We start from the raw sequence: 18,595 nt of genomic DNA, 5'->3' as shown, positions 1-18,595 counted from the left end.
TCCCAGGACGTGCGCCTTAAGAGAAATAACTAAAGCCCCTACCAGTGTTTCTCCTGGTAGGGGCTTGGAAGTTGGTAGCGGGGGCAGGATTCGAACCTACGACCTCTGGGTTATGAGCCCAGCGAGCTACCGAGCTGCTCCACCCCGCGACGAGTGCTGTACGCCATCGCGTCAGCGACTCCCCTACTGTAACGCAGAGCTTGGATAAAGTGAAATCGCCTGGTCGCAGGCGATTTCACCAGAGCCTAACGCTCGGACTGCAAGTCCTGGACCGCCTTGTCCAGCTCGTCCAGTGCCTTACCGAACTCCTCGAAGGTGCCGGACTCGCGGGTCTTGTTCACCTTGTCCATCGCATCGCGCACGCGCTGCTCCGGAGCCGTATCGGTGCCCTTGTCATCAGACTTGCCGGCAGCGCCCTTCGCATCCGAACCCTGCTCGTCCTTGGACTTCTTGTCCTTGTCTGCATCCTTGCCCTTATCGCCCTTGTTACCGCTGCCTCCGTCCTTAGTCGGATCAACGACCGAACCGTCGATCTCCTGGATGTCAGTGGTGGAGGATGTCTTGATCCCTACCTGGTCCAGGGCCTCAGCAATGGTCGGGGCATAGCCCACCTGGCCGTTGTAGCTCACCAGCACGCGCAGCAGCTTCGGGAAGGCCGAATCCTGCCCACTGCGCTGCGAGTACACCGGCTCGACGTACAGGATTTGCCCGTCGCCCACCGGCAAAGTCAGCAGGTTACCGTTCGTCAGGTCGTTCGTGCCCTTCAGCAGAGTACGCTCGCGGGCGATCTCGTCGGAGGACATCATCGTGTCCTGCGCCTGGTTCGGGCCCAGCGTCTGCGTGCCCGTCGGCAGCACCCGTACGTTGATCTTTCCGTAGTTATCCGGGTCGGAGCCCACAGACATGTGGGCTGCCAGGAACTCACGGCGCAGGCCACGGAACGGGGTAATCAGCTGGAAGGAGGGCTTGTTCGTCTCCGGGTCGGAAGCCACCACGTAGTACGGCGGCTGCGCGTTGTCCTGGCGGTCCTGCGGGGCCGTCGGATCAGTCGGCACGGACCAGAAAGAGTCGTTCTGGAAGAACACACCCGGATCGGAGACGTGGTACTTGGCGATGAGCTCGCGCTGCACCTTGAACATGTCCTCCGGGTAGCGCAGGTGATCCTCCAGCTCCTTGCTGATCTCGGAGCGCGGCTTCACCACGTCCGGGAACGCGCCCCGCCACGCCTTCAGCACCGGGTCCGATTCATCGAAGGCGTACAGATCCACGCTACCGTCGTAGGCATCGACCACGGCCTTCACGGAATTGCGAATGTAGCCAACCTCATTGTCGACGACCTGGGTTTCACTAACGCCGTCGGGATTAAGGGCGTCCGCAGTAGAATCAGTAAGCCCAATCCGCTCGGAGTAGGGCAGGTTATTCAACGTCGTGTAACCGTCAACGACCCACTTCACCCGGCCGTCAATAACGACCGGGTAGGTCTTGGAATCCGTGGTCAACCACGGAGCTACCTTGTGCACACGCTCGCGGGGGTCGCGCTCGTAAAGGATCTTCGAGCCCTCACCAATGCGGTCCGTCAGCAGCATGTTCATCGACTCGAAGTGGGCAGAGAACATCAGGCGGTTGAAGTAGTTAGAAACATCCACACCACCGGTACCGGTGTAGGTGTAGTTGGATGCGTCGGTATCGTACTCCAGCGGCTCGCCCTCGTTATTGCCGACAATCGCGTAGTCAGAGTTGTTCTGATTCGACGAGGCAATAACCGGGCCGAAGTAAATACGCGGCTGTTTGATGTCCAGTTCCAGCTCGCCGCCCTGCTTACCGGACTGCATCGACTGCAGATCTGCGACCGTGTACACCGGGTAGCCACCGCGGGCAGAGCCGACGTCGCGGGCGACCTCATCCACCTTGCGGGCTGGGGCTGCTACAAAGCCGTTGCCGTGGGTGTAGACCGTGTGGCGGTTGATCCAGTCGTTCTGATTGCCGTCCAGGGTGTTCGGGTTCAGCTCGCGGGCGGCAACTACAAAGTCGCGCATCTTGCCGTCCACCTCGTAGCGATCGATCGCCAGCTCGTCCGGGAAACCATAGAAGTTACGCAGCTGCTGTTGCTGGGTGAACGTCGGGCTCAGCACCTCCGGGTCCAGCAGGCGCACGTTAGAGAGGGTGGCGGAGTCATCGGCAACGGCCTTCTTCTGCTCCTTCGAGGCGGCATCCCCAGCAGCGCCCCAGTCACGGTCGTAGGTGACCTTGTCGTCACCAATGCCGTAGGCGTACCGGGTGGCCTCGATGTTGCGGGCGATGTACTCGCGCTCCTTCTCCGCACGGTTCGGGTTGACGGAGAACTGCTCCAGCATCGCGGGCCACGCCAGCCCCACGGTCAGCGACGAACCCACCATCAGTGCAACCGCCAGCGCCGGGATACGCAGGTCGCGCAGAACAATCGTGATGAAGAACATGGCTGCCACGAAGATCGAGATCACCAGCAGCACAATCTTTGCGGGCAGCACAGCATTGATGTCCGTGTAAGAAGCACCCGTGAAGGTTTCATGCGAACGGGTAAGCAGCCCGTAGCGGTCGAACCAGTAGCCGACCGCCTTCAACAGCATCCACACGCCTGCGATAACCGCCAGCTGACGGCGGGCATTCGTAGATACAGAGGCCTTCTCCCCCACCCGCGGGTTGCCCGTCGTGATGGAGCCCAGCAGGTAGTGGCCAACGCCGTTGATCACAAAGGCCAGGATCAACAGCACGCTGAAGGTGGAGACCAACATCTGCAGGAAAGGCAGGTTAAAGGCGTAGAAGCCCAGGTCCTTATCGAACTGCGGATCGTGCACCCCAAAGTTCGACCCGTTCAGGAACAGCATCACCGAGCGCCAATTGGCCTGCAGAATCATGCCAGTGATCACGCCGACGAACAGCGGAATGCCCACCAGGAATGGGCGCATGTTGCGGCGGATCAGCGGCCGGTACTCAGCCAGGGGCGAGGACGTGCCCAGGGATTCGATCTCGTCCGGCCGCGCGCGGTACGCCAGATACGCCGCCAGCCAGGAAATCAGCGCACCGATCAGCCCGAAGATCCCGAAGAGCACCAGGCGGGTCACAATCACATTCATGAACACGCCCTGGTAATCCACGCTGCGGAACCAGGCGAAGTCGGTGTATGTGCTCACCACCACCGGCACGATGAAAATAATGATGGCGATAGCTGCCACCAGGATTCCCAGGAACTTCGAGCGCCTGCTCGACCCTGGGCTGGACGGGAACGGCTGCTTCGGGCGACCCGAAGACGGTGGCGTGGGCGTGCTCAAGGCTTAAATACTCTCCTGCTAATCGCACCTGTGGGTATCGCTGATCGCGATGTTTCTACCAGGATACGTACAATTCTTAAAGCCTCATAACAAACCCCAACCCATCCCCCAACGAAAGAAAGGCATCACGAATGACCTCTCCCGATTCCTCCCCGAACGTCGATCTGCAGGATGAGCGCGTGCTCAACGCAGCTCTGCGCGAGGCCGTGGACTTCGTGCAGGCCGAGGGCTGGGATCAACCGGCCACCCTGTTCGCCCTGGTGCCGGCCTCTCTGATCGCCGATGCCGCACCCCAGGCCTTCGACGACGATGCCCCGGCCAACCCTTTGGCTCTGGTGGTGCAGGAGGACATCCCGGAGCACATCCGCCCTGGCAGTGAGGAACTCGGACAGTTCCTCGCCACCATCCGCTGGCCTGCCCCCGTCGTCGGCGCGATCCTCGCCCAGGAGATCACCTTCTCCAACGCCGCGCCCGGTGCGGACCCTGCCCCGCGCCAGGCTCGCTTGTTTAGCGGACTTCTTTGTGACGCCGACTTTTCCGGCCCCGAACGCTCCCTTATCCAGCTCCGCCCCAGCGAGGAGGAGCTTGCGAAGGATCCCTTCGGCCAAGACAAGGTGCAGCTGCTCGGCGGGGACGACATCGCCCCCGGCGTAATTCACACCCTGCGCGCCACCTTCGAGGCCGACGAATAAGAGCAGATAAAAGCGGGTAGCCGCTGGCCGCTACTTACAGGTATCGGCCTGCTTGCCGTCGTTGTAGTCCTTGAGGTCCTTGATCGCATCGTCGAGCGTATCGACCTTCAGTAAGGTGATCCCCTCCGGCGGCTCGTGGACCGCTTCGGCGCAGTTCTGCGCCGGCACTAGGAACACCTCTGCACCGGCTTCCTTGGCGGCGGCGATCTTGTGAGTGATGCCACCAATCGGGCCGACCTTGCCTGCGGCGTCAATAGTTCCGGTACCGGCGACGAACTTCCCACCTGTCAGTTCCTCCGGCGTCAGCTTGTCGACGACCGCCATAGAGAACATCAGTCCGGCGGACGGGCCGCCGATGTCGGTCAGGTTGTACTCCACCTTGATGTCACCGCCAGGCTGGGCGACGGCCGTCACGCCGAGGAAGGCAGTGTCCTTCGGATGGTCACCACGCACCTCCTCCGGCAGCTCGGCGAGCTTAACCTTGATGTCCTTGTCCTTCTCCTGGCGCTTGACGGTGACGGTGACCTCATCACCCGGCTTGTAGCCCTTGATTGTGTCGGACAGTTCGCTGGGCAGCGTGATCTTCTCCCCATCGACCTTCGTGATGATGTCGTTTACCTCGATCTTGCCCTGCGCCGGGGAGTCCTCGGAGATCTCCAGCGCCATGGTCTCCAGGGGCTTGTCCAGGTGGTTCATCGCCGAAATCGTGGCGTTGGACTCCGAGTTGGCGAACGCGGCGGCGTTCTGGCGCTGCACTTCCTCCGAAGACTTACCGGAGGGGAAGATGTGCTCGATCGGCACCAGGGTGTCGTCTGTAGAAACCCAGCGCTTCAGCGCCTGCGCCAAGGTCATGTTCGTGCGGACGGACACGGTGGTCATGTTGAGATTTCCACTGGTCGGGTGAGTCTTCGCACCACTGATGTCCACGATCTGGCGGCCATCGACCTCGCCCAAAGTATTGAACGTCGGCCCGTTCCCCTCAGCTGCGTAGGGGACGGTCAGGTTGATGTCGGTGCCGGGGATCGACGGCAGGCCAAGGAGGGAAAAGATCGCCACGACGGGCACTGCACCCACGACGATGGTGCGATTTCGCCTGTTCCAGAATTTCACCCGCCCAACTTTACATGCTTCCCCCACCAGGTTCGCCCACCCTGGCACAGGCCGAACCCTGTTCGCTCTCAGCACACGCTTTTAGCCGCCTTCACGGCCTTTCGAGGTCGTTTTCACCCTGCAACAGTCGGTACGGTGGGGTACATGAGTAAATTCGGTTTTGGCTTCCACGGCCCGCACGATTCCGATGACGACCGCGACAAAGACGGCGATAACAACCGCGACGAAAACGGAAACAACGGGAACGAGAACAACCCGTTCGGCTTCTTCTTCGGCGGCCCGATGGGCGGCGGCGCAGGCGGAATGAACGGCGGCGCGGGCAACATGGGGGCCGGCAACCTGGGCGACATCCTGAACCAGTTTGGTTCCATGCTCTCCGGATTCGGTACAGACATGAACAGTGCCGAGGGCCAAGGTCCGGTCAACTACGGGCTGGCCAAGCGCACCGCGCGCCAGCGGATCGCCGCCACCAATAAGGACTCCCGCCCCAGTCATAACGACTCGCAGGCGGTGGCCGATTCCGTTCGCCTGGCCGAACTGTGGCTAGACGAGGCCACCCACCTGCCCGCCGGCGCCTCCGGCTCCGTTGCCTTCGGCCCGGCGCAGTGGCTGGACGAAACCTTCGAAACATGGAAGCGCGTGGTCACTCCCCTGGCCGACAAGCTCGGCGACGCCGCCCTGGGTGGCGTGCCGGAGGAGATGCGCAGCCAGATTGGCCCACTGGCGGGAATGATGAAGCAGATCAACGCCATGAACTTCGGCGCCCAGCTGGGCAACACCCTGGGCGCGATGGCCACCGACGTCGTGCTGTCCACCCAGTGGGGCGTGCCGCTGGCCGAGGGCGATACCGCTGCCATCGCAACCGAACACCTAGATTCCATGGCCAAGAAGCTAGGCTGCGAGCCCCGCGAGGCGCTGATCTACCTGGCCGCCCGCGAGGCCGCGCATCTGCGCCTGTTTAAGCACGTCCCGTGGCTGGTGGAGCGCCTCATCCTGGACGTCGAGGAGTTTGCCGCCGGCCTGTCGCTGGATTACTCCGCCATCGAGGAAGCCACCCGGGAGATCACTCCGGAGTCCATGAATGATCCGGCGAAGATGCAGGAGATGATGGAGAGGATGCAGGGCCAAGACCTCTCCCCCCAGGTCGTTTCCACCAACGCCCACGCCCGCGAACGCCTGGAAACCAGCCTGTCGCTCATCGAGGGCTGGGTGGATTATGTCGTGGGCTCCGCCTTGAACTCCCGCATCCCCGGCGCGGCCATGATCGGTGCCGCCTGGTCCGAGTTCCGCAACAACGGCTCCCCCGCCATGGATGCTCTGACCAAGGCCGTCGGAATCAGCTTCACTGCCCCGAAGGCAAACGAGGCAGCCGAGCTGTGGCGCAAGCTGGATGATGCGGTGGGCGTCACTAAGCGCGACGGCGTGTGGGACCACCCCGACTTCCTTCCCGTGGCCTCCGACCTGGACAACCCGGCGGCCTTCATCAGCAGCGTGGCTTTCGACGAGGACGAGATGGAGGACTTCAACCCCATCAGCGAGATCGAAAAGCTGGAGCGGGAGCTCAACGAGAAGCGCGGCAAAGAAGACGGCGAGCACGGCACCGGCGAGGACGGCGACAGCGACAAAGAGTAGCTAGCCGCGCATCCCCCAGCGCTTGAAGGCCTCCAGGTAGCCCTGCGCCCTCTCCAGGTGCGGGGTGCGCGCCTCCCATTCACGAAACACCGGGCCGTGATTCGGCACAAACGTGTGGATCAGCTCGTGGATAATCACCGCATCCAACACGTAGCCGGGCACTTCCTGCAGCTGGTGGGCGATCCGGATGCGCTTGGACTGCACCGAGCAGCTGCCCCAGCGCGTGTTCATGTTCGTGACGAACTTGATCTCCCCGATTGTCGCCCGGCCGTCGAGGTACTTGTCGTTGAGCTGCGCCGCCCGCGCTGCTAGCTCCTTGTTGCCCATTGTTTGACGCCGACTCTTCAGCGCCTTCCCCACCAGCTCTACGCTGATTCTGCGCAGCTCGGCCTCTCCGATAGCCGCGGGAGACATGACCAGGAACCCTTCGCCTTCTTCCCGCACCGCGACTGTCTTCTTGCGCCGGGCGGACAGGCGGATGGTGATGGGCGGCACCGTCGCCGCTGTCACCTCTGGGCTCTGCTGGGCAGCAAGTTCTTCCTGCACCTCGCGGGCCAACCGCTGCGGGTCGATCGCTTGGGAGCGGAAGGAGGGAGCCATCGGAACAACCTTTCCACCAGCGAGGACAATGCTGCGCTGCTAGTGTGAGAGGCGACTGCACAGCGCGCATGGGGAGCGCAGGCTGCCGCACTGGGATATTAGGGACTGGGGATCTAAGGGGACAGGGGTTTAGGGGAATGCAATCATGCTAGAGCTTAACTTGCCGTCGAGCACAGCCATCCTGGCCAGGCCGACGATCGGCCTGCAGTTCGGGGTCTTGCCGCACGAGTCGATGATTCTGCCGCTACCGAAGAGTGTGAACCCTGGCCAGGTGGCACACGTGTTCGCCCTGGCACGCGGGGGAATCGACTTCGACGAGCTGCACCAGAAACTGGGCTACTGCGGGCTGGAATCAGAGGATGCGCGGCTGATGCTCTCTGAGATGGTGCAGGCGAAGATCCTGCGCCCCTCCCAGGGGAACGTAAGCTTCCACGTCCTGGCCTCCGGCGTGGCTAGCGAGCGGCTGGAACCCGTTCTGGAGGCGCTGGGCTTAAGCTACAGCATCACGTCCACGCCCAGCGAGGCCCGGCGTTCGCTAATCGCTTTGCCCGGCGCGGTGTTCCCCACACCGGACGTGCAGCATGCGCTGATGGTCAACCGCGTGGCCCACTACCCTGCCGGCATCGTGGACGGCAAAACCGTGCTGGGGCCGTTGGTCGTGCCGGGCGTTACGCCCTGCCTGGCCTGCGCGGATAGCTACTACGGCAAGATCGACGACGGCTGGCGCGGAGTTCGGCTGCAGGCCACCGGCAGGCCCGGCAGCACGGAGAGGCACCTCATTCAGGCGGCCTCCACGCAGCTGGCGATGATGCTAAATGAGCACGTCCTGCCTTGGTGGCAGGCGCACAAGGACTTCATCCGCACACGCCGGGCGGCGCGGCTCCAGCAGGAACCCCCACCGGAGGAGCCGGAGATACCGGAGGTTCTGAGGCAACGGCGGCTGGTGGACTTCGCCACCGGAGCCGTGCAGACCTATCAGGTGCCCTTCAACGACAGCTGCCTTTCCTGCCGGGCGGTGCGGGTCTAGTTGGCCACGGTTAGGCACAGTTAGGCATAGTTGCTGACGATCGCCAGCACGTCCTCACCGAACTCCTGGACCTTCACCGGGCCTATGCCCGGCACAGCCAGCAACTGGTCAGACGTGGTGGGCAGCTTTTCGGCGATGGCGCGCAACGTGGCGTCCGTAAAAATGACATACGCCGGCACCGCCTTGTCTTTCGCCTGGGTGGTGCGCCAATCGCGCAGTTCAGTGAGCAAAAGGTGGTCGGTTTCGGGGGCGTGCTGGCCGCAGCGGCCGAGGATCTTCAGTTCGGGGCTGCCCAGGCGGGCGCCGCAGACGACGCAGGCGTTCTTCGGCGCGCCGAGCCTCTCGCGGGAACCTCCGCTGCCGGAGCGACGCTGAGCGGCGGCTACTTCCTCCTGCGGGACCAGCCCGTCGAGGAAGCGGGTGCGGTGACGGTTCGCCTTCGCCCCCTCCTGGCGTGCGAGCGACCAGCTGAGGTGCAGGTGCTCGCGGGCGCGGGTGATGCCGACGTAGAACAGGCGGCGCTCCTCCTCGATGGCCTCCTCCGAGCCTGCGCCCTTGAGCGCATGGCGAATCGGCAGGGTGCCTTCGTTCAGGCCGACGAGGAAGACCGCATCCCACTCCAGGCCCTTGGCGGCGTGGATGCTGGCGAGGGTGACCCCCTGGAACTTCGGCGGGTTCTTCGCACTCATGCGCTCCTTCAGCAGCGCAACTACGCCCGGCATGCTCAAGGGCTCGGCGGCGCTGGCTGTAATCTCCTTCACCAGGTCGAACAGAGCCTGCAGGGACTGCCAGCGGGCGCGTTCCTGCGAGCCGGAGGGTTCGGTGGTGGTCAGGCCGACGGGGACGAGGGCGGCGCGGACGGCATCGGGTACATCTTCCGGAGCTGGGTCGTATTTCTTCGCCGCGGCGATGATGGCATTCATGCCCTCGCGGATCTCGGTGCGCTTGAAGAAGCCCTCGCCACCCTTGACCTGGTAGCCGATTCCGGCCTGCTCCAGTTCGTATTCGTAGTTCGCCGACTGCGAGTTGATGCGGTACAGGATCGCAATGTTCGCAGGCTCCACGCCCTTGCTGATGAGCGCCTGGATTTCCTTGACCACCGCTACGGCCTCAGCGGGTTCGTCCGGGTATTCGTGGAACTGTGGGAGGGGACCTGCGGGGCGCTGGCCCTCCAACTTCAGGCGAGTGCCCGCCACGCGCCCTTTCGCCTTGCCGATGACGTTGTTGGCCAGGTCCACGACCTGCGGGGTGGAGCGATAGTCGCGGTACAGGCGCACCGTGGTGGATTCCGGGTACTTGGTGGTGAAGTCCAGCAGGTATTCCGGGGTGGCTCCGTTGAAGCTGTAGATCGTCTGGTTAGCGTCGCCCACCACGGTCAGGTCGTCGCGGTCGCCCACCCAGGCGTCCAGCACGCGCTGCTGCAGGGGCGTGACGTCCTGGTACTCGTCGACGACGAAAGTGCGGTAGCGGGAGCGGAACTCGTCGGCGATGCCCGTGTTGGATTCGATGGCCGCCGCCATGTGCAACAGCAGGTCGTCGAAGTCCAGCAGCATGCCCTCGGGCGTGGTCTTCATGCTCTCGTACCCCTGAAAGACCTTGACGAATGTCTTGGGGTCTACCGGGCAGTCGCGGCGCCGGGGCTCGACGTATTCCGGGTAGTCTTCCGCGCTGATCAGAGAGGACTTTGCCCATTCGATCTCCCCGATCAGGTCGGCGAGCATCGCGGTGCTGGTTTCCACTCCCACGGCCCGGGCGGCGCGGGAGACAATGCGAAACTTGTTGTCCAGCAACGTCCATGGCAGGTCGCCTGCGTAGGCGGGCCAGAAGTACTTCAGTTGCCGCATCGCCGCGGCGTGGAACGTCTTGGCTTGCACCTTCGGGATGTTCATGAGCGCCAGGCGCTCGCGCAGTTCCGCGGCGGCGCGGGCGGTGAAGGTGACGGCAAGCACGTGGTCGGGGTTGACGAACCCGCCGTCCACTAGGTGGGCAATGCGGTGGGTAATGGTGCGGGTCTTACCGGTGCCGGCGCCGGCGATGATGCTGACCGGCCCGCGCGGGGCCGAGGCAGCTCTTGCCTGTTCCGGGTCCAGTCCGTCCAGCAGGGAGCTCACTTAAGGCACCCCTACTTCGCGCCGAGGATGTCGTCGGCTCCCGGATTAGAGCGCACATACAGCACGCGGTCGCCCGGTTCGATGGTCTCCGCCTCGGCGGAGTCGATGCGGTACAGCTCGCCGGAGCGCACCACGCCCAGTACCACGTCCTCCAGAACGCGCGGGTTGCCGCCCACTTCCTCTTCGCTGACCAGCCGCTCGGCGATGGAAAAACCTTCGTCCGGGGACAGCAGATCCTCCATCATTTCCGTCACTGACGGGGTGACGGTCGCCAGTCCCATAAGACGGCCCGCCGTTTCGGAGGAAATCACCACGGAGTCCGCGCCGGACTGGCGGAGCAGGTGCGAGTTATCGGATTCGCGCACGCTGGCGACGATGGTTGCGGCCGGGGCGATCTCACGCACCGACAGGGTGATCAGCACGGCGGTATCGTCCTGGTTCGGAGCCACAACGACGGCGCGGGCACGGTTAACACCGGCGAGTTTTAGCACGTCGGACCGGGTGGCGGAGCCCTGCACTGTCACCAGCCCCTGTGCGGAGGCCTGATCCAGCACCTCGCGGTCCGTATCCACGACCACGATCTGCGAGGGCGATACGCCGTCGGCCAAGAGCGCTGCGATGGCGGAGCGCCCCTTCGTGCCATAGCCGATGACGATGGTGTGGTTGCGCATTTTCTTCCTCCAGCGGCGGATGTTGAGGGTCTTGCGGGACTCTTCGGTAAGGACGGACAGCGTGGTACCGACCAGCAGGATCAGGAAGATCAGGCGGGCCGGGGTGATGATGAGGGTGTTTACGAGCCGCGCATTTTGCGTCTGCGGCGAGACATCACCATAGCCCGTGGTCGACAGGGATACCGACGAGTAGTACAGGGCGTCTACAAACGTTTCCATCCCCTCGTACCCGTCCCGGTCGAAGTAGGCCAGGCAGGCGACGAACAGCACCAGCAGGAAAGCGTAGAACATTCGTCGGACGATGAGCCACCAGGGGCTTTGCACCACTGAGGTTGGGATCTGGACGATGTTAAGCAGCGCGTGCGGCGGTAGCTCATCGACTTCATCGTCGGCGCGGAAGCGTTCGCGCAGCCGGTACTTCATCTACGTCCTCTCGTCACTGCTCGATGTTGTCTTGGTTGGTCTTTGTAGTGACGCCCCCAAGCATCCCTTCGAGCTCGTCTGCAGACAGTAGTGTACGCGGTTCATAGGTTTCATTTGCCGCGACATAGTGGAACGCAGCCCGGACGTTCTCGGCGGGCACATCCACCCCCAGTTTCGCGCTGAGCAATTTCGCCCAGGCGAGCCTGTACACGGCCAGCTGCATGGCGGCTGCATCCATATCCGCGCCGGTAGGTTTGCGTCCGGTCTTCCAGTCCACGACGATCCAGCCCGCGGTGGGGTCGTCGCCATCGTGGAAGACCGCGTCGATGCGGCCTTCAAACACGTGGCCGCCGATGGTGACGGAGTACGCCCCTTCCACGCTCTCGGGTTGGCGGTCGGCCCACTCGGAGCGCAGGAAGGCATCCTTCAGCGTTTCGAGATACGGGTCTTCCAGGGTTGCATCGGAGGCGCCGGGAAGCTGATCTTCGTCCAGCAGGCTGACCTGCTTGTAGCGTTCCTCCACCCAGTTGTGGAAGGCGGTGCCGCGCTTGGCATAGGGCTTCGGTTCCAACGGGATGGGACGGCGGGCACGCAGGGCGAACTCCTGGTCGTCCTTGCGCAAGCTCACGGCTTCGGTGGCGGTCATGCGAACGTTCAGCGGAACCACCAGCTCGGCATTATCCATTGCCGAGAACTCCTCGAGTAGCAGGTTCGTCTCGAGGTCCCAGGCCTCGGCAAGGGTGGTCGGCGCTTCGCCCGCAGCGGCGCTTGGCTCGGGCCGGTGCTGTGCGTGTTGGGCGTGTTCTGCACGATGTGCGGGCATGGCCGCGATTTCCTTGCGCACCTGTTCGGCGGCTTCGGCCACACCGGGGCTCGCCATTGCGGGCGCGGGGCTGGGCCAGCTAGCGCCGGTGGATACGACGGCATCTCGTTCCTTGCGATCCTCTTGAAAGTCCAGGCGCTCACCATTGAGCTGCGGGGTGGGCAGCATGAGCTTGTCCTCAAGGGGCAAGTCTGGGTTCTGCAACAGCTTATCCAACTCCGAGTAGTACTTGCCCATGTCGGACCAGTGCTCCACGCTATCTGCAGCGCCGCTTTTCTCGAGGTACTCGCGCAGCAGGGTTAGGCATATGGATGGGTCGTTACCTTTGTCCGTGGACGCCTTAAAGGCCGATCCGCTGACGTACAACACCCGCTCGGAACGGGTGATAGCCACGTAAAACAGTCGGTCGTTTTCCTTGGCGCGGAAGCGGTTCACCTGCCTATTGAACTCTTCGTACGCTTTGGTGTGGTCCCCTCGATCCTTCACGTTGGCCATCGAGAGCACCGGGTACGCCCCCGGTTTGTCGTCGGAATCACCGCGCAGGCTGCTCGGCATAACCCTTGCGTTGGTGGTCCACGCGGATTCGCTTCGTGCCTGGGAGTAGTCTCCATAACGTTCGCGTGAGGCGTGCGGCACGGCGACGATGTCCCATTCCAGCCCCTTGGCCTTGTGAACAGTGAGGATCTGCACAGTGTTGTCCTTTTTCTGCACCTCGCCCGGGTCCAGCCCGCCTTCTTCCGATTGAGCCGCCAGTAGGTACTCCACCAATGCCTTTGGGGTGGCGGTACCGGCGCGGGAAACGTCTCGCACAATCTGCGCGAACTTATCCAAGTGGCTGGTGCCGATCGCCTGCTCGGGGCGGCGGTGCCAGCGGGTGAGGACTTCCGTGCGGACTCCCAGCATCTTCTCGATGTCCGCCACCAAGTCCGGCAGGTTCTTGCCCAGGCTGTGGCGGCGCAGGTATCCAAGCTCTCGGCCTAGCAGTGCAAGTCGCTTCGCACCTTCGGCCGACATGCCCATCTCCTCGGCATCGGTCAGGTCGGCGAGCGCATCGATCAGTCCAACGGAGAACTCCGTGGCATTCGGAATGGCCTCCAGCACTGCCTCGATCAGCTCGTCGCGCACTCCAGGAGTTCGAAGCAGCTCGATGTTTTCCTGGCGCTGCCGTTCCATTGCAGCGTCGTCGACGGCCCCCTCTTCCCCGGCTCCGCGTTGAGCGATCTGCTCTGCCCGGCGCGTAAGAATGGCAAGGTCGGCTGCACCGATGTTCCACCGCGGTCCGGTCAAGAGGCGCAGCAGAGCCACGTCATCCGTCGGATCCACCAGCACGCGCAGGGTTGCGAACACGTCCGCGACCTCGGGAATGTCCAGCAGTCCCGGCCCCGCGGTCATGTCCGCGGGCACCCCGCGCTCTACTAGTTTTTCGTAAATCGGCACTGCGTCCTTGTTCACCGTCACCAGCACAGCGGCGGAAAAGGGCTTGACCTTCGTCGGGTCGTCGGCCATCTCCAGTTTCCGTTGGTAGTCCTCCCACTGCGACTGCAACTTGTCAGCGAGCCAGTCGAGTTCCTGCTCCCGCTCGTCGAAGAAAGCCACCGCCGTCTCGCCTTCCGCAGCACCGGGGCGCGGGCGTAGTTCGGAGACCAGGCGCCCGGTGCTTTCGGTGCTGCGCTCCATGGACCATGTAGAGATCTTGTTGGCCATGTCCAGCACCGTGGTGGGGTTGCGCCAGGAGGTCAGCAGCTGCAGCTTTTCGGCGGGCTTGCCGTTCGCATCGGGGAAATCGGTGCGGAATTTCTCCAGGTTGGAGGCCGTTGCCCCGCGGAATAGGTAGATCGACTGCATGGGGTCGCCCACCGCCATCGCGGAAAACTCGCCATCGCTTTCTTTCTTGCCGCCGAACAACGATTTCAGCATGATGCGCTGGGCGTGGCCGGTGTCCTGGTACTCATCCAGCATCACCACGCGGAAGCGGCGCCGCTGGTCCTGCCCCACTATCTTGTGGGTTTCCACTAGCTGCGCGGCCTTGCTCATCTGCTGGCCGAAGGTCAGTAGATCGCGCTCCTGCAAGGTTTCGCGGAACTGTTTCACCAGCGTCAACAGTTCGGTGCGATATTGCTGTGCTTTAAGGAAGTCGGTGTTAGCGCCGGTGAATTCATTCTTGCTTCTCTTACCCTTGGGCAGGTCCTCCAACAGCTTCTTCGCCGCCGCCGTGCTTTCCTTCTCGACCTCTTCGATGCTGGCCAGGTGGTTATCCATCTCATCCGACAGAGCACACACGTCCGCGATCACGCTGGGAACGGCCTTTTGCGCGCTTAATGGACTGTTGGAGTTGACCACCACATCGCGAGCCACCATCCACCGTTCGGCGTCCGTAATAAGCCGGGCGGCTGGTTCCGAGGGGATCAGCAGACCGTACTCGCGGACGATGTCCCCCGCATAGGAGTCATAGGTAGCCACCGCCGGCGCAATGTTCTTTAGCACCTCCCGCCGCGGATCATCTGCCGACAGCTGGTCCATGAAGGCGCTTTCCGCCAGGGTTTGCAGGCGCTGGCGGATGCGCTCGCCCAGCTCGGCCGCGGCCTTGCGGGTGAAGGTCAGGCCCAGGATCTGCTCGGGCCGAGCATAGCCGTTGGCCACCATCCACACGGCACGCGCCGCCATGGTTTCAGTCTTGCCCGCGCCGGCTCCGGCGACGACCAGGAAGTTGCCGAACGGCCCGGCCTGGATAACATCCGCCTGCTCGTCGGTCGGGGCGAACTTCTGCCCCATCAGCTGGGATAGCTCCTGAGGGCTGAAGATGTGTCGGTTGCTATCCATTTAAATCACCTGGTTCCCTTCGTCCTGCGCGGGGCAGATCGCCTTGAAGTCGCAATACCTACAGCCGTCGTTCGGCGTGGCCAGATATGTCGGCCCCGCTGTTACCGGTGCGATCTCCAAAAGCTGGTCGTGTACTCCGCTCAGTTGTTCGTCCGTCAGCTGTACCTGGTCTCTTTTGGTAATCGACGTGGTCTGAGCCCCCGGGTACACCAGCCATGCACCGCCGGGGCGGTACTTTTGCCCGCCGCCTCCGGGGCGCTCGTTCAGCGTCAGCAGGAACTGGTATGCACTCAGCTGCGGGCTTTCCGCCGACGTTTTATACGAAACTGCGTTCTTGCCGGTCTTAAAGTCAATCACTTGCGTCAGTCCGTCCTCCGGGTTCGTCACCAGCAGGTCGGCGCGTCCGCTCAGCGTCACCTCGACCCCGTCGGGTGTCTGCCCGACGCGCGCCCGTAGCGTTCGCTCGGTCTCGAGCTCTTGGCCCCTGTAGCTGGCAATGAAGTCGTGTAGCCTTTCGACGCCCTCTTCCCAGCGCGCCACCGTGTGCGCGTCCTTCCACGCTGGTCCGTCGAGCACGTGCGGCAGGATTTCGCGGACGGCCAGCTGTGCCTCGTCGAGTTCCATCCCCTGCACAATCTGCTCGGCGACAGCGTGAATGAATATGCCCACGCGCATCGGCTCGGTGGATTCGCTCACCCCTCCGTTGCTGTCCAGGAAGGTGCGCAGCGCGCAGGTGCTCCAGCTCTCCAACTTGGAGGGGCTCAATCGGATCTTGTCGCCGGCCAGCACGCGCGCGTCCGTGGAGGGTTCCGCCATGCCCCACCAGTCTTCGGGGGCTGCACCGTGCACTCCGGCCTGCGCCATCTTGGCCAGGTTACGTGCTGCCGCACGCCGTTCGTGGCCGGGGCGGTTGGGGTCGGTGACGGCATCACGCAGCTCCGCCAGCAGCGATTCGATGGCCAGCACGCGCGGCAGCGCGCCCGCCCCGGACCCGGAGACCATGCTCCCCGCGGCAGCTTCTGCCTCGTCGGTTGTAGCCAATTCCGTGGGCTCCACGCCCATCTCGGCAATGAACCTTGAGGGCACCAGCGCTTCATCGCCGGAGTTCCGCACGCAGGTCACGTGCACACTGTCGATCGCGCGACTGAGTGCCAGCAGGAAGAGCCTGCGCTCCTCCTCGATGGCATCGTTGATGCGCGCCACCGGCACGCTCGGGTCGATCCCCCGGTCCAGTAGGTCCACAAGCTCCAGCTGGCCGAAAAGCCCGCCGACGGTCGGGCCGGTCGGCCACTCGCCTTCTTGCACTCCGGCGATGGCCACCACCTTCCACTGGCGCCCTGCAGCCGCGTGGGCGGGCAGGATTTCCACGGCTCCGGCGCGCACGCCGCGCTGGTCGCGCCCGCCGGTGGGCACCTTCTGGGCGCGGAGGTTCTCCACGAAGCTCTCCACCTGCGCATGCGGATTGCGCTCCGCGAAGTCTCCCAGAATATCGAACAGGCTCATCACCGCGTCCAGATCCGCGTCGGCCTGCGCGCCGAGCGATCCACCCTTCAGAGCTTGCGCACGCAAGTGCATGTCCAGCTTGGTGGCCTGCCAGATCTTCCACAGCACCATCTCCGTGCCCTGGCGGTTCTTCCAAGCCTGCCGCCCGGCCTCTAGAACGGCAGATACGCGCTGGATGACCTCCTGCTCGCGGGGTCCGCTGTGGCCAAGAATCCACTGATTGTCCGGATCGTCGGGGTGGTTCAGCAGCTCCGTGACGTAGTCCGCGGCCTGGAAGGGCCTGCCATCCTCGTGAGCTCGCAGCGGCTGCCCGGCCATCTGCGCGGAGCGGATGGCCAGCGCCACCGCGCGGTGTACGCGGCGCACCATCACCGGGTCCGCGCCGCCCACGCTGCCTTCCAGCACACTGTGCATCTCCGCGACAGTGAGATCCCGGTAGCTCGCCTCTGCGGCCAGCAGCAACATCCGCACCAGGGGTTGTTCCGCCAGCACCACGGAAGTCGGATCCACCTTCACGGGCACGCCGTAGGCCATCAACGTCCTGCGCACCCGCGCGATACTTCCGGTGCCGCGCACGATCACCGCGATGTCGTCCCACGCGACCTGCTGTTCGATGTGTGCACGCCGCACCACATCCACAATCTTCAGCCGCTCCGCAGTCTCGGTCGGCGTAATCGTCACCTGCACAGTCTCGGCGCCTGTGAAGCCTCCACCTGCCCCTTTCCCCGCACTGGCAGAGCGCAGCTCCACGCGGCTCGGCTGCGCCCCCAAGTGCCTACGGAGGGCGTTCACGGACTGGGCCGCAGGTGGCGTCAAACGATAAGAAGCACTCAAAACCACCCGGTGGTCCGGGTCCTGCGAGTAGGAGTCCAGAAAGGCCTCGTCCGCACCGCGGAAGTGGAACACGCACTGGTCCGGATCACCTGCGATGAGGGTCCGGGTCCCCGGCACCATGAAGCTCTCGATCAGCCGGGCAGAGGCTGGGTCCAGATTGTGCGCGTCGTCGACCAGCAGCAGCTTCACCTTCTCCCGTTGCCGCTCGACCAGCTGCTCGCCTTCCGGCTTCTCAAAGGCCGCTAAGGTCGCGTGCAGCAGCTCGGAGGCATTCAGGCTCTCCGAACGGCTCAGACGCTGGACCTGCTGGTACTCCTCCTGGAAATGCCCCGCGGCCTCCCACATCGGCCGGTCGTGTTCGACCCCTAACTGCTGCAACTGCTTAGCCGACAGACCACGCTCGGTGGCACGCAGCAGCAGATCACGCAGCTGCTGGGCAAAGCCCGCGTAGCCCAGCGCGGGGACGACGTTGGCGGGCCAGTACCGGTTGCCGTCCTCCTCGGTGCCCCGCAGAATCTCCCGGATCTGCATGTCGTGTTCCGCACCCGTGATAAGCCGCGGCTGCTTCTGCCCGCGCAGAGTCTGCACGCTGCGGTAGAACGCGAAGGCCCACGAGTGCACCGAACGCACAAACGTGCCGGACGCAGCGTAGTCGCCCTCCCCCGCCATGCGCTGGTACAACGCCGCACGCACGGCCGTCGCCGCCTCCTTCGACGGTGCGAAGAACATTATTTCGGACGCCGATCCCCCCTGCAGCAGGAAGTCCCGCGCCGCAGAGATCAGCAGCGACGTCTTGCCCGTGCCCGGTCCGCCGAGGACCGCGTAGGGCCGGGCGTAATCCACCTGCGTCGACCCTTCGACCAAGGCTCCGGCCAGGCCGTCGAAAACCTCCGTTGGCTGAATCCCATCTGTGGGCTGGCCCAGCCGTACCTTCGGTTTACCGCTGGCTCCGAGGCGTTTTTCGAGATCGTGGTTGGGGTTTATCGGCGGGTTGTTGTGAGTGCTCTTTAGGCTGTCGTGGTCCATGGCTCTAAGTCTGTC

General features: G+C 63.8%; 10 protein-coding genes and 1 tRNA gene. 3 read left to right on the top strand and 8 right to left on the bottom strand.

Features of this window, described 5'->3' with window-relative positions; all coding sequences use genetic code 11:
- Positions 1-72: 72 nt before the first annotated feature.
- Positions 73-149, bottom strand: a tRNA-Met gene (locus L8V00_RS01925).
- A gap of 96 nt (positions 150-245) precedes the next feature.
- Positions 246-3,308, bottom strand: coding sequence for a UPF0182 family protein (locus tag L8V00_RS01920; RefSeq protein WP_269944062.1), 3,063 nt, complete (start codon positions 3,306-3,308; stop codon positions 246-248).
- 131 nt (positions 3,309-3,439) lie between these two features.
- On the opposite strand from L8V00_RS01920, the gene L8V00_RS01915 reads away from it, so the two are divergent.
- Positions 3,440-4,000 (top strand): PPA1309 family protein, encoded by a 561-nt coding sequence (locus L8V00_RS01915; RefSeq protein WP_035004270.1) that lies wholly within the window; start codon positions 3,440-3,442, stop codon positions 3,998-4,000.
- A 30-nt stretch (positions 4,001-4,030) separates the two neighbouring features.
- Here L8V00_RS01915 and L8V00_RS01910 read toward each other — a convergent pair whose 3' ends face one another.
- Entirely contained in the window at positions 4,031-5,110 is a 1,080-nt protein-coding gene (locus L8V00_RS01910) for a YlbL family protein (protein WP_269944061.1), read from the bottom strand.
- A 144-nt stretch (positions 5,111-5,254) separates the two neighbouring features.
- Here L8V00_RS01910 and L8V00_RS01905 point away from each other — a divergent pair, with 144 nt between their 5' ends.
- Positions 5,255-6,742: a zinc-dependent metalloprotease gene (locus tag L8V00_RS01905; RefSeq protein ID WP_269944060.1), complete on the top strand. Its 1,488-nt coding sequence runs from the start codon at positions 5,255-5,257 to the stop codon at positions 6,740-6,742.
- Here the strand turns inward: L8V00_RS01905 and L8V00_RS01900 are convergent, their stop codons facing one another.
- The gene (locus L8V00_RS01900; protein WP_269944059.1) at positions 6,743-7,342 is read right to left on the bottom strand and encodes a M48 family metallopeptidase; all 600 of its coding nucleotides are present in this window, start codon (positions 7,340-7,342) and stop codon (positions 6,743-6,745) included.
- Between the two features lie 145 nt (positions 7,343-7,487).
- On the opposite strand from L8V00_RS01900, the gene L8V00_RS01895 reads away from it, so the two are divergent.
- A complete protein-coding gene (locus tag L8V00_RS01895; RefSeq protein WP_269944058.1) occupies positions 7,488-8,369 on the top strand; it encodes a hypothetical protein in 882 nt (293 codons plus the stop codon).
- Positions 8,370-8,389: 20 nt separating this feature from the next.
- Here the strand turns inward: L8V00_RS01895 and L8V00_RS01890 are convergent, their stop codons facing one another.
- The 4 genes from L8V00_RS01890 to L8V00_RS01875 are packed head-to-tail and all read right to left on the bottom strand — an operon-like array spanning position 8,390 to position 18,580.
- Positions 8,390-10,480, bottom strand: coding sequence for a UvrD-helicase domain-containing protein (locus tag L8V00_RS01890; protein WP_049049843.1), 2,091 nt, complete (start codon positions 10,478-10,480; stop codon positions 8,390-8,392).
- 11 nt (positions 10,481-10,491) lie between these two features.
- Positions 10,492-11,574, bottom strand: coding sequence for a potassium channel family protein (locus L8V00_RS01885; protein ID WP_035004280.1), 1,083 nt, complete (start codon positions 11,572-11,574; stop codon positions 10,492-10,494).
- 13 nt (positions 11,575-11,587) lie between these two features.
- Positions 11,588-15,217, bottom strand: a complete 3,630-nt coding sequence (locus L8V00_RS01880; RefSeq protein WP_269944057.1) for a UvrD-helicase domain-containing protein — start codon at positions 15,215-15,217, stop codon at positions 11,588-11,590.
- Positions 15,218-18,580, bottom strand: a complete 3,363-nt coding sequence (locus L8V00_RS01875; protein WP_269944056.1) for an ATP-dependent DNA helicase — start codon at positions 18,578-18,580, stop codon at positions 15,218-15,220.
- Between the last annotated feature and the right edge of the window lie 15 nt (positions 18,581-18,595).

Origin of the sequence: Corynebacterium evansiae, from assembly GCF_027570065.1 — a bacterium.
Classification (GTDB): Bacteria; Actinomycetota; Actinomycetes; order Mycobacteriales; family Mycobacteriaceae; genus Corynebacterium; species Corynebacterium evansiae.
This window is presented reverse-complemented; position numbering and strand designations above follow the sequence as displayed.

Coding starts and splice junctions, on each gene's coding strand:
- L8V00_RS01915 (WP_035004270.1), top strand. CDS start 3,440: ATGACCTCTCCCGATTCCTCCCCGAACGTCGATCTGCAGGATGAGCGC.
- L8V00_RS01905 (WP_269944060.1), top strand. CDS start 5,255: ATGAGTAAATTCGGTTTTGGCTTCCACGGCCCGCACGATTCCGATGAC.
- L8V00_RS01900 (WP_269944059.1), bottom strand. CDS start 7,342: ATGGCTCCCTCCTTCCGCTCCCAAGCGATCGACCCGCAGCGGTTGGCC.
- L8V00_RS01895 (WP_269944058.1), top strand. CDS start 7,488: ATGCTAGAGCTTAACTTGCCGTCGAGCACAGCCATCCTGGCCAGGCCG.
- L8V00_RS01885 (WP_035004280.1), bottom strand. CDS start 11,574: ATGAAGTACCGGCTGCGCGAACGCTTCCGCGCCGACGATGAAGTCGAT.
- L8V00_RS01880 (WP_269944057.1), bottom strand. CDS start 15,217: ATGGATAGCAACCGACACATCTTCAGCCCTCAGGAGCTATCCCAGCTG.
- L8V00_RS01875 (WP_269944056.1), bottom strand. CDS start 18,580: ATGGACCACGACAGCCTAAAGAGCACTCACAACAACCCGCCGATAAAC.